This is a genomic window from Acidobacteriota bacterium (assembly GCA_009861545.1).
Taxonomy (GTDB): Bacteria; Acidobacteriota; Vicinamibacteria; order Vicinamibacterales; family UBA8438; genus WTFV01.
This window is the reverse complement of the sequence record VXME01000077.1, coordinates 51,321-63,144: the sequence shown is the minus strand read 5'-3', so window position 1 is coordinate 63,144 and position 11,824 is coordinate 51,321. Positions and strand designations below refer to the sequence as shown.

The window sequence follows — 11,824 nt, the reverse complement described above, 5'->3', positions numbered from 1 at the left end:
GCTCGGCAACGCTCCAGATCCAGATGTGCGTATCCAGCAGGAGCTTCACGAGCGCAGCACCTCCCACTCGTTTTCGTCCAGCGCGGGCGAGACGATGTCTCCGGTGATGCGGAGCGTGGAGCGCATGCAGCCGAGCCACTGCTCCGGACGTTCAGGGGGCGACGGGGGCACCACTTCCGCCACCGGCTTGCCGAACCGGGTGATCAGGACCGGCTGTCCCGTTCGGTTCACGCGGTCGAGAACGGCCAGACAGGTTGCCTTGAACTTCGAGATGGCGAGCTGCTCCACACAAGCCTCCGCCACTCATGATAGACCATGGTCGAACACCATGGTCCATCCACATGCGGCCCCACGACTCACTCCGACAACGGCATCAGCGCCGCGCGATCGACCCAAGCGCCACCCTGCATCAACGCAGCCAACCTCGCGGCAGCGCTCGTAGTACGCTTCAACGTCCTTTCACCTCGCCAACAGCGCGCTCAGGCCCGCCTCGTCAATCACCTCTACTCCGAGCTGCCGGGCCTTCCGCAACTTGGAGCCGGCCTTGTCCCCGGCGACGACGTAGTCCGTGTTGCGGCTCACAGACCCGCTGACCTTGCCGCCGGCCGCCAGAATGCGCGCCTTGACCTCGTCGCGGCTCATGCCGCCCAGCTTTCCGGTGAGTACGAACACCTTGCCGGCAAGCGGATGCGGCTCCGAATCATCTGTTTCTTCGTCTTCCTGGAACCGCAGCCCGTGTCCTCGCAACCGTTCGATCAGACCCCGGTTCATGCTCGCCCCGAAGAAGATCCGAATCGACTCGGCGACATGGGGGCCGACCTCCTCCACCTGCTTGAGTTCCTCGGCGGAGGCCGATGCGATTGAGCCCAAGCTACCGAAGTGATCCGCCAACAATGAAGCCGTCCTGTCTCCGACCTGCCTGATGCCGAGACCGAATACGAGACGACCGAGTGGCAAGCGCTTAGATTGCTCCAAGCCACACATGATCCTGTGCGCAGACTTCGTGCCAAGCCGGATCTTCACGGGAATCGCTCCGATTCGCCCGGCGGTGAGCCGATAGAAATCCACCGGCGTCCGGACCAGACCGCTGTCGACGAACTTGCCGGCCAGTGTATCCCCCAGTCCGTCGACGTACTTCGCGCTCCGCACGACGAAGCGTCGGAGGATCTCGGCGTACCTTTCCGGATCTCCCCCGGCTGCAAACGTCATTTGCGGCGCGCCGGCCGGTTCATCGAGTATGACGCCGACGCGCTTTGGATCCGTCATCCCACTGTCACAGGGAAATCCTGACTGCTGCAGCAAGTAGACGAAGTTCCGGTTGTCGGATCGCTCGAAGAACTCGTGGATCGACGCTGCAAGGCGCGGGCTGATCCCGTCGACCGCCACGAACTCCTCCACGGTGGCCTCGGCAATCCGCTGCAGACTCCGAAAGCGACTCGCCAGCAATGCAGCCTTGCGGTCCCCCACACCACTCACGCCGAGCGCCACGATTACGCTGGTCAGCGTCGCCTCGGACTTCGCGCGCGTGATCGCTTCCTCCAGTTGGACCGCCTTTTCTTCGCCAACGGTGGCGTCCTTCTCGATACCCGCCAACTGATCCACTTGCAACGCGTACAGATCCGCAACGTCCTTCACCAGCCCGCCGTCGACGAGCGCGTCGACGAGCCACTCGCCCACGCCGTCGATGTCCATGGCGGTCCGCCGCGCAAAGTGCAGGATCGATTCCTTCAACCGCGCGATGCAACTGACGTTGACGCACCGCGCTACCGCTTCGCCCGCCTCGCGCACGACCGGCGCAATGCACTCGGGACACCGCGCAGGCATCACGAACGGCCGTCGACCCGCGCCCTCGCGCACGACCCGTACGACCTTCGGGATCACGTCGCCGCTCCGCTCGACCAGCACGGCGTCGCCGATCTGCAGCCCGAGACGCGCGATCTCGTCGGCGTTGTGCAGCGTCGCGTGCGACACGGTGACCCCGCCGACGTGTACCGGGCGCAGCCGGGCGCGCGGGGTGACCGCCCCGGTGCGCCCCACCTGGACGTCGATATCCTCCACCACCGTCTCCACCTGCTGCGCCGCGGGCTTGCAGGCGACGGCCCAGCGGGGCGATTTCGACGTCGCGCCGAGACGGTGCTGCAGGTCGACGGAATCGATCTTGAACACCAGGCCATCGATCTCGTACGGGAGTGCCTCGCGCCGCGGCAGCCATTCGTCCCGGAATCGCCGCAGGTCATCGACGCCGTGCAGGCGGGCCCGCGCCTCGCTACGCTTGAAGCCCAGGGCCGCGAGCGCCTCCAGCGCCTCCCAGTGCGACGGAAAGACCGACCCGCCGGCTGCGAGCAGTTGATACGGGTAGAAGTCGAGTCGCCGCGAGGCGGTAACCGCCGCGTTCAGCATCCGCAGCGATCCCGCCGCGGCGTTGCGCGGGTTCTCGAACTGCCGCTTCGCCTCCGCTCGCTGCCGGGCATTGAGTGCCGCGAAGGACTTCTTCGGCATCACGACCTCGCCGCGCACTTCGAACTCCACCGGAACCCCTCGCGCCGCGCGCTCCCGCGCCGGAATCGAGAGCGGCAGCGAGCGCAGGGTGCGGGCATTCGGCGTGATCACCTCGCCCGCGACCCCGTTGCCGCGGGTCAGCGCCAGCGTCAGGTGACTGTCGGCATCGGGCTCCTCGTGCAAACCGGGCAGCCGGGCGCCGGCATCACGACCCGCGTTGTCGCGCGCCGGACCGAAACGCACGGCCATCGAGAGGCCGTCCAGCTTCAGCTCGCCGACGTAGTCCAGGACTTCCACCCCGGCCAGCTCCCGCGCCCGACGGTCGAAGTCGACCAGCTCCGCGTCGTCCAACGCGTTGTCGAGGCTGAGCATCGCTGACGAATGCGACGCCTTGTCGACTCCCTCCCGCGGCGCGCCGCCGACGCGCTGCGAAGGGGAATCGGGCGTAACCAGCACCGGATACAGCGCTTCCAACTGCTGCAACTCCCGCAGCAGGACATCGAACTCGGCGTCGCTGATTTCGGGCTTGTCGAGGACGTAGTAGAGATGCTCGTGATGTCTCAACTCGCTGCGCAGGCGAGCGATGCGGGTCCGGGCCTCGTCGAGGGCCGCCTCGGATCCGGAGTCGGAAGGCATCGGCGCGTCAGACCTCGAACCGGCCAGCCCGCCGCCGGCCGGAATCAGCGATCGCGCGCCAGCACGTAGTCCGGCAGGGCGAGCAACGCATCGCGCTCGACGGAGGGGGAAAACGCGGCGAGGCAGTTCCGGGCCGCCGCCGCGTGCTCGACGGCCTTGTCGTAGGCGTAGTCCGTTGCGCGATGCTCGCGCAGCAGGGTTCCGAGCTCGCGCCAATCGCTCATGCCGATCTCGCCCGTCTCTACCGCGCCGCGGGCTATCGCGCGCGCGCGACCGTCCGCGGCCTCCCGGCCGAGCAGGTGAATCAGGGCCAGCGTGACCTTTCCCTCGCGGAGATCCTGGCCGACCGGCTTGCCGAGCGTAGCCTGGTCCGCCGTGAAGTCGAGCAGATCGTCGACGAGCTGGAAGGCGACGCCGAGATTGAAGCCGTAATCACGCAGCGCGGCGCGTTGCTCGTCGGTCGTGGCGCCGAGCATGCTGCCGATCTCGGCGGAGCCGCCGAACAGGTACGCCGTCTTGCGCCGGATGATCTCGAAGTACTCCTCCTCCGAGATGTCCACGTCGCCGGTCTTGGTCAACTGGTACAGCTCGCCCTCGATCATCCGCCGCGTGACGTCGCACAGCAGGCGCACGATCGGGATGGCGTCGTCGTAGGTGAGAGCCAGCTTCATCGAGCTGATGTACAGGTAGTCGCCCAGCAGGACCGTCTTGTCGTTGCCCCAGCGCGAGTGCGCCGCGAGGCGGCCGCGGCGGAGCTCGGACTCGTCGATGATGTCGTCGTGGACCAGCGTCGCCGTGTGGATGAACTCCACCGCGGACGCGTAGACGACCGCGCGCTCCCCGGTGTAGCCGGCCAGCCGCGCGGCGAGAAGCAACACGGCGGGACGCACGCGCTTGCCGCCGCTGGCCTGGATGTACCGGGCCATGCGCGGAATCACCTCGTCCACCACGTGCACGGCCCTCGGCCCCCTCGCCGCGCCCTGGCCGGCCGCCTCCAGGGCCGCCGCGTCGGCTTCGACGGCAGGCCGGACGTAGGTCGCATAGGCCTGCTCGACCGCCTCGAGCGACGCGCGGATGGGTTCGAAGATCTGTTCCAGGTCAGCCGGCGCCGACGACTTGAGTGCCACGTTCACGCCGCGAGAATCAGACCACAGTTGCGCCGCGAGCGTCAACGCGCCGGCACTTCAGGCGATGCCCGGTTCCGAGAGTGGGGAATCCACGCACTTCAGTCCGCGGGGGCGCCGAACAATCCGTGGTACGACCGCCGCGTCGCCTCGACGATGTCGGCGCGGTCCTCGCCGCGCACCTCGGACAGGGTATCGATCACCTGGGCCACCCGCGCCGGCTCGTTGCGCCGGCCGCGGTACGGGACCGGTGACAGGTACGGCGCGTCGGTCTCGGCCAGCAGACGTTCGGCGGGCACGATGGCGGCCGCCTCGCGAATCGCCGTTGCGTTGCGGAATGTCACGATGCCCGAGAACGACACGTGAAAGCCGAGATCGAGGGCCCGGCGCGCGAATGCGGCGTCACCGGTGAAACAGTGGAAGACCCCCTGCACGTCGCCGCCGCCCTCCGCTCGAATGGCGTCCACCGTGTCGGCGTCCGCCTCTCGCGTGTGGACGACGATCGGCAGCGTCAGATCGCGCGCCAGCGCGATCTGACGGCGAAAGACGTCGATCTGGGTCCGCGGCGGCGCGAAGTCGTAGTGGTAGTCGAGTCCGATCTCGCCGACCGCGCACGCCCCGGCCCGCGCATCCAGCAACCGCCGCACGAACGACGCAACCCCCTCGAGACCGCCGGCGGCGTCTTCGACCGCCCCCGCCTGGTGCGGGTGGACCCCGATTGCGAAAGCGGCATTCGGCCAGGCCGCGGCCACGCCGTCCGCGCGGCGCGCCTCGTCGTCGTTCAGTGCGTCGAGGATGCAGAGGGCGCCGTCCACGCCGGCGGTGCGCGCTCGCTCGATCACCGCACCGAGGTCCGCGGCGAACTGCTCGTCGGCCAGATGGCAGTGGGAATCGATCATCGAATCGCCGATCCCGCGGGGGCACGCTCCGGATCGTCCGGTTTCAGAAGTACCGGCTGCCCGGCCGCGTCGAGTGCCGCGAGGACCATGCCGTTCGACTCGATCCCCATCAGCTTCGCCGGCTGCAGGTTCGCCACGAAGACGACGTGCCGTCCCACGAGCGTCTCCGGCTCGTAGGCCTTCGCGATGCCCGCGACGATCTGCCGCACGCCGCCGCCGTCGTCGACCTCCAGGCGCACGAGCTTCTTCGACTTCCGCACCGCCTCGGCGGTCACGACGCGCCCGACGCGAAGCTCGACCCTGGCGAAGTCGTCTATCGAGATGCGCGGCGTTTCCGGTGCCTGGGCCTCGGCCGCCTCGGCGGTCGCGGCGCCCTCGCCGGCCGGCGTCGAGCCGCCGACCTCCGACTGAAGCGGGGCCGCGGCAGAAGCCGCTTCGCCCCCGCCCGATCGTTCACTGTCGTTCATCGTCCGCTGCTCCCTCCGTTGGGGTCCGGTGCCGGCATCGGCCGCCACCCGCGCCTTCCGCCCGACCGCCGCGCTCGTCGGCGAGTCCTTCCGTTGCGTATCCTTCTCGACGTTCGACGCAGCCCGCGCGGGATCGAGCCGCGGCCAGAGCGGATCGCCCTTCACGACCTGCCGCTCGGCGCCCGGCGGCGTCGTCCAGACCGCATCGCGGTCCAGGTTTGGCTCGAAGCCGACCGGTGTCCCGACCCGCGCCAGCACCTCGCGGCACGAGCTGGGCATCACCGGCGCGAGAAGCAGGGCGGCAATCCGCACCGCTTCGCTCACGTCGTACAACTGCCGGTCGAGCTCCGCGGCACGCGCCGGATCCCGCGCCGTCGCCCACGGCTCGACCGCCGCGATGTACTCGTTGGCGGCGTCGACGAGCCGAAACGCCGCGGCCACGCCGCCATGCAGCGCGAAGGCGTCCATCGCCTCGCGGTAGGCCGTCACGGCCCCGCAGGCCGCCTCGGCCAGCGGCCCGGGCGCGCTCGGCGGCGCCACCAGCCGACCCTTGCGGTAGCGGTGGGCCATCGACGCGAGCCGCGAAACCAGGTTGCCGAAGTTGTTCGCGAGGTCGACGTTGTAGCGCTCCTCGAACCGGTCCCACGTGAAGTCTCCGTCCTGGCCGAACGCGATCTCCTTGGTCAGATACAGCCGCAACGGGTCCGGTCCCAGGCGGTCCGCCGCCTCCAGGGGATCGACCACCGTCCCCAGCGACTTGCTCATCTTCTGGCCCTGCCAGTGCACCCAGCCGTGGCCGAACACCCGGCGCGGCAGCGGCAGCCCCGCGCTCATCAGCATCGCGGGCCAGAACACGCAGTGGAAGCGGGTGATGTCCTTCCCGACGACGTGCAGGTCGGCTGGCCACCAGGTCTCGAACAGCGCCTCGTCGGCGCCGTATCCGACCCCCGAGATGTAGTTGATGAGGGCGTCGACCCAGACGTAGATCACGCTGTCGGGATCCGACGGCACCGGGATGCCCCATGCCTGGCCGGTGCGGCTCATCGAGATGTCGTCGAGCCCCGACTCGAGCAGCCGGAGCATCTCGTTGCGGCGGATCTCCGGCTGCAGGAACTCCGGATGCGCCGCGTAGTGATCCAGCAGCGGCTGCCGGTACTTCGACAGCCGGAAGAAGTGGTTCTTCTCCTTGATCCACTGCGGCGGCTTCCCGTGCACGGGACAGTTGCCGTCCTCGAGGTCCTTTTCCGGCTTGAACGCCTCGCACGAGACGCAGTACCAGCCCTCGTAGTAGCCGTCGTAGATGTCGCCGGCCTCGGCCAGCCGCGACACCAGCGCCGTCACGCTGGTCCGGTGGCGCGCTTCCGTCGTGCGGATGAAGTCGTCGAACGAGATGTCGAGCCGCGCCCAGACGTCGCGGAAAGCCGTCTCCATGCCGTCGCAGAAGGCGAGCGGCTCGACCCCGAGCTCGCGCGCGCGCTGGAAGACGTTCTGCGAGTGCTCGTCGTTGCCCATCATGAAGCGGGTCTCGACGCCGCACAGCCGCTGGTAGCGGGCGATGACGTCGGCCGCAATCTTCTCGTAGGCCGTCCCCAGGTGCGGGCGGCTGTTGACGTAGTCGATCGCCGTGGTGAGATAGAACTTCGCCATCGCGTCAGAGAGCCGTTTCCGTGTTCCCGTCGAGCCAGGCCTTGACGGCGATGGCCTGCACTTCCTTGATCGAGAGCCGGCGCTCGGCGGCCAGCCGCGCGCAGTCCTCGAACTCCGGCGACGCGTTGCGGATGGCGCCGTCGCGCCGCGCCACCTTGATGCGAACGGAACCGATCGGCGTCTCGACGGCGACCGCCTCCCGGTCGAGCCGCTCGCGGTCCGTCTCGGTCACCCGCAGGCCGATGGTGGTGGACTCGCGGAACAGGACGTCCGACAGCGCCTCGCGCCGTCCCGGCGGCGCCACCACGGTGACGAGCGTACCCGGCCGGTTCTTCTTCATCTGGATCGGCGCGTAGAAGACATCGAGCGCGCCGGCGGCGGCCAGCCGATCCATCAGCACGCCATAGAGCTGGGGATTCATGTCGTCGATCTGGCACTCGAGGACGACGACGCGCTCGAACGCGCCGGTCCCGGTTCCCTCCCCCACGAGCGCGCGCAGCACGTTGGGGCGACCCGCCGGATTCCGGTCGCCCGCGCCGTAGCCGATCCGCTCGACGCGCATCGGCGGCGCCGGACCGTAGGCGTCGGCGTACTCCGTCACGATGAGCGCGCCGGTCGGCGTGACCAGCTCGGCCGGCGGCCCCTGCGCATAGGTCGGGACCCCCAGCAGGAGCTCGGCCGTCGCCGGCGCCGGGACCGGCAGCTCGCCGTGCGCGCACGTCACCGTGCCCGAGCCGACATTGAGGGGCGACGCGACGACGCGGTCGGGAGCGAGCCATTCCAGGGCCTCGACCGCGGCCACCACGTCCACGATGGAATCGACCGCTCCCACCTCGTGCAGGTGCACCGTCTCGACCGGCACCTGGTGGATGCCCGCCTCCACCTCGGCCAGGCGGCGGAAGAGCCGCGCCGCGCGCTCCCTGCCCGCCGGCGACAGCGACGACCGGTTGACGATGCCGGTAATCTCCGCCAGACCCCGGTGGTGATGGCCCCCATGCCCGTGCGCGTGCTGCCGGCCGTGGCCGTGCGCATGGTCGTGGCCGTGCGCATGGTCGCGGTCGTGCGCGTGGTCGTGGCCGTGCCCGTGGGCGTGGCCGTGCGCATGGTCGTGGCCGTGGTCGTGCCCGTGAGCCTCCGCGCCGGCGTCGGCCGCCTCGCCGTCGACCGTCACACGGAACTTGGCCGCTCCGATTCCGCTCCGGTCGACGCGCGCGCTGCTGACGCCGACGCCGTCCAGACCGAGCGAGTCGACAACCTTCTGCAGCACGTCGAACGGCACACCCGCGTCGAGGAGCGCGCCGGCGATCATGTCGCCGGACGCTCCGGAGAAGCAGTCTAGGTAGAGGATTCTGGACATCGCCCCTGGGCGCCGCTCTCCCCGGCAATCAGCGTCCGGCGCCGCGCGCCGGCCGGCTACAGGCGGCCGTGCTCCTTGAAGCTGTAGTAGCAGGCATCGGCCAGCACCATGTGATCCAGCACGTCGATGCCCATGATGGCCCCGGCCTCCACCAGACGCGCCGTCAGGGCCACGTCGTCCTCGCTGGGCGTGGGATCCCCCGACGGATGGTTGTGAAACACCACGATAGCCGCCGCCCCGCCGGCCGTCGCCATCCGGAACACCTCGCGCGGATGCGCCAGCGTCTCGTCCAGTGTCCCGACCGACAGCAACGCCGTCAACAGCACGCGCTGCCGGGCGTCGAGCTGCACTACCCCGAACTGCTCCACCGACCGCGCGCCGTACCGCGGCAGCAGGTAGCGCGCCACGTCGCGGGGCCCGCCCAGCCTCGTCCGGGCGTCGGGCAACGCGAGGGTGCGGCGGCCCAACTCGATCGCGGCCATGATCCGGGCGGACATCGCCGGTCCGACGCCGGCAACCCCCTGCAGGTGCCCCTCGAGCGCGCGTGTCAACCCGTGTACCCCCCCGGCGTGGCAGAGGACCCGGTTCGCGATGTCGAGCGCGCTCTCGTTCTGGGATCCGTGACCGAGAACCGCGGCTAGCAACTCGTTGTCGCCGAGCCCGGCCGGGCCCAGACGCCTCAGCTTCTCGCGCGGCCGATCGTGCAGAGCCAGCTGTCTTACGCTCACGCGGCAAGCACATACAATCCGCGTGCCGCATTGGTCCGATCGTACTACACACCCGTTGGCGGAAGCGGCGGGACCCACCGCCCGCGTGCGACGATGTCGGCCCATCCGGTGAGCCGGATCTCCTCCTCCGTCCAATCGACGCGCTGCGCACCGCCCGGCGACACGACCTCCGCGCTCCGGGCCGCGCCGCCGTAGCTGGCCGCCGCCACCGCCGCCGCGCACGCCCCGGTGCCCGAGGCGAGCGTCGGCCCGACGCCCCGCTCCCAGATGCGGATCCGAATCCGGTCGGGGCGCTCCACCGTCGCGAACTCCACGTTGGTCCCCTCGGGAAACCGATCGTGCATCGCGAGGAGCCGCCCCAGGCGGCGAAACCGGCTCTCGACCTCGTCCATCGAAGGCGACAGGACCACGCACTGCGGGTTGCCGACCGACAGCACGACGACGCGCACGCGCTCGCCGCCCACGGCCAACTCTTCCTCGCGCAACCCGCGGGGCCGCCCCATCCCGGCGCGGAACGTATAGCGCGGGTGCTCCGCGCGCAGCAGCGTCAGCGTCTTGAGGCCGCCCGCCGTCTCGATCTCGATGGAGTCCGCGGTTGCGCCGTCCATCTCCCCGGGAGCCGACTCCACCAGCAGCGCACCCAGGCAGCGCACGCCGTTGCCGGACACCTCTGCAGGACTCCCGTCGGCGTTGAAGAGCCGCATCGTTGCGCCGGCACGCGCCCGACGATAGACGATCAGGCCGTCAGCCCCGACCCCGTGCTGCCGTCGGCAGATGGCTCGCGCCAGGTCGCCGAGCGCCTCTCCGCCGACCTCGTCCTCCTCGATGAAGAGAAAGTCGTTGCCGTAGGCGTGCGCCTTCGCGAATCCGACCGGCGCACCGGGCCGCCGTCCGCTCACGGCAGCTCCAGCGCGCGGAAGACCCACGTCAACCCCGTGGTCACGCCGAGTCCCGCGTCGTGCGCCGTCAGGCCGGCCACCAGCGCCGCGTCCACCCGGACCAGGCCGCGCGTGAAGCGCGCGCCGAAACGGACGTAGCCGGAGCTGTCGGTCCCCGGGGGAGGCGTGCCCGGCCGCGTATTGGCCCGGCCGTTCACCTCGCCGACGATCTCCGCGCCTTCCGCGAACGCCCGGGCGAAGGAGATCCCGTAGGTCAGCACGTCGTTCTGGCGGTCCCCGCGAGTCGGGTCGCTCAGGATCCCGAGCCCGACGTTCCCCACGACCCGGAGCGACCGGATCGTCTTGCCGACCAGCAACGAGTTGTAGAAGTCCATCGTATCGAGCCCGATACCCTCCTCGTTGCCCGCGTTCGGCAGCTTGGTGGCGAATCGGAGCGCGATTCCCGGACGCCTGCCGCCTTCGGACAGCAGGCGCGTCTTGGCGCCGACAACCGTATCGGACCAGCTCGACGTGCGATCGCCGCTGACGCGCAGCAGGTGGGAGAGCGGCGCCTCCGCCCGGCCGGTGATGCTGAGCGTGTCGTAGGACACGTTGTCGATCTGCACCTCGGCGATCGAGCTCACCCCGATGCTGACGCCGAACCGGGGGACGCTGCGCAGGTGACCGGTCAAACCCGACACGGGAAAGTGCTGATCCTTCTGGTAGTCGAACCCGGCCTCGACCAGCACGAGGCCGCTGCCGACGGACTCCGGATCCTCGGTCACGAGCGGTCGTTGCTGCGCGCCGGCGGGCGCCGTGCTGCAGAGAAAGGCGAGCACCACGCCCGCCGGGACTGTCGATCGAAGACGCATCCGGTGATTCTAGCCCGGCAACCGTCGGCTCCCGCTACGGTTGCCGACCCAGCCAGGCTTGTCCGGAACTCCGCACCGGCGCTACGGCACGGCCCCCTGGCCTCCCGGTCCGCCGGCCTACCCCACGACGCCCCCCTTGACGGCCGCACACTCGCGTCCGCGTCGGATATAGGCGAGCGCCCAGGCATCGTACAGCGCGTGCGCGACGATCGGCGCCAGCAGCCCGCCGGTCGCCGCCGCCAGCCACCCGAGCGCCGCGCCCATCAACGCCACCCAGCAACCGAAGGCGAACGTCCCGCGCCCACCCGTGTGCAGCACGCCGAAGACCAGACTCGCCGGGATCAACCCGATCTCCGGCTGCAGCACGCCGCGGAACAGCAGCTCCTCGCCGATGCCGGCGGCGAGCGATATCACCACCACCTCCCGCGCGCCGATGCCGGCGAAGGCGGGCTTCAGCAGGTCGCGGTACACGCGGCGGATGGCGCGCACCGGCCGCAACGCCGGCGCGCGGCACAACAGGCCGTGGTTGACGACGGCGAGGGCGGCGGCGCCGGCCACGCCGGCGGCCAGGTCACGGGGCCAAGGACCGGCGGCCACGGTCAGCGGAAGGGCGCGGTAGCGCGCCCAGCCCAGGGCCAGCAGGACCAGCAGCAACTCGCCGGCCAACGCCAACCGCAACAGGGAGTTCGGCGACCGAGGTCGCGCTTCGTCCACCAC

The 11,824-nt window shown here is 70.1% G+C and carries 9 protein-coding genes; all 9 read right to left on the bottom strand.

Features of this window, described 5'->3' with window-relative positions; genetic code table 11:
* Positions 1 to 45: 45 nt before the first annotated feature.
* On the bottom strand, positions 46 to 303 hold the full coding sequence (locus F4X11_13145; GenBank protein MYN65959.1) for a type II toxin-antitoxin system Phd/YefM family antitoxin: 258 nt from the start codon (positions 301 to 303) through the stop codon (positions 46 to 48).
* 156 nt (positions 304 to 459) lie between these two features.
* On the bottom strand, positions 460 to 3,135 hold the full coding sequence (ligA, locus tag F4X11_13140; GenBank protein ID MYN65958.1) for an NAD-dependent DNA ligase LigA: 2,676 nt from the start codon (positions 3,133 to 3,135) through the stop codon (positions 460 to 462).
* Positions 3,136 to 3,179: 44 nt separating this feature from the next.
* Positions 3,180 to 4,268 (bottom strand): polyprenyl synthetase family protein, encoded by a 1,089-nt coding sequence (locus F4X11_13135; GenBank protein ID MYN65957.1) that lies wholly within the window; start codon positions 4,266 to 4,268, stop codon positions 3,180 to 3,182.
* Positions 4,269 to 4,360: 92 nt separating this feature from the next.
* A complete protein-coding gene (locus F4X11_13130; GenBank protein ID MYN65956.1) occupies positions 4,361 to 5,158 on the bottom strand; it encodes a TatD family deoxyribonuclease in 798 nt (265 codons plus the stop codon).
* Positions 5,155 to 7,272: a methionine--tRNA ligase gene (gene metG, locus F4X11_13125; protein MYN65955.1), complete on the bottom strand. Its 2,118-nt coding sequence runs from the start codon at positions 7,270 to 7,272 to the stop codon at positions 5,155 to 5,157. The genes F4X11_13130 and metG overlap by 4 nt, the downstream gene beginning before the upstream one ends.
* Before the next feature lie 4 nt (positions 7,273 to 7,276).
* Positions 7,277 to 8,629 carry a nickel pincer cofactor biosynthesis protein LarC gene (larC, locus tag F4X11_13120; GenBank protein ID MYN65954.1) on the bottom strand — a complete coding sequence of 451 codons (1,353 nt, stop codon included), beginning with the start codon at positions 8,627 to 8,629 and terminating at the stop codon, positions 7,277 to 7,279.
* Positions 8,630 to 8,685: 56 nt separating this feature from the next.
* Positions 8,686 to 9,462: a DNA repair protein RadC gene (gene radC / locus F4X11_13115; protein ID MYN65953.1), complete on the bottom strand. Its 777-nt coding sequence runs from the start codon at positions 9,460 to 9,462 to the stop codon at positions 8,686 to 8,688.
* A complete protein-coding gene (gene dapF, locus F4X11_13110) occupies positions 9,402 to 11,096 on the bottom strand; it encodes a diaminopimelate epimerase (protein ID MYN65952.1) in 1,695 nt (564 codons plus the stop codon). The genes radC and dapF overlap by 61 nt, the downstream gene beginning before the upstream one ends.
* 128 nt (positions 11,097 to 11,224) lie before the next feature.
* On the bottom strand, positions 11,225 to 11,824 hold the full coding sequence (locus F4X11_13105) for a CPBP family intramembrane metalloprotease (GenBank protein ID MYN65951.1): 600 nt from the start codon (positions 11,822 to 11,824) through the stop codon (positions 11,225 to 11,227).

Excerpts from the sequence above, each read along its gene's own strand:
- larC (MYN65954.1), bottom strand. The coding sequence starts at position 8,629 with ATGTCCAGAATCCTCTACCTAGACTGCTTCTCCGGAGCGTCCGGCGAC.
- metG (MYN65955.1), bottom strand. The coding sequence starts at position 7,272 with ATGGCGAAGTTCTATCTCACCACGGCGATCGACTACGTCAACAGCCGC.
- F4X11_13130 (MYN65956.1), bottom strand. The coding sequence starts at position 5,158 with ATGATCGATTCCCACTGCCATCTGGCCGACGAGCAGTTCGCCGCGGAC.
- ligA (MYN65958.1), bottom strand. The coding sequence starts at position 3,135 with ATGCCTTCCGACTCCGGATCCGAGGCGGCCCTCGACGAGGCCCGGACC.
- radC (MYN65953.1), bottom strand. The coding sequence starts at position 9,462 with ATGGGCCGACATCGTCGCACGCGGGCGGTGGGTCCCGCCGCTTCCGCC.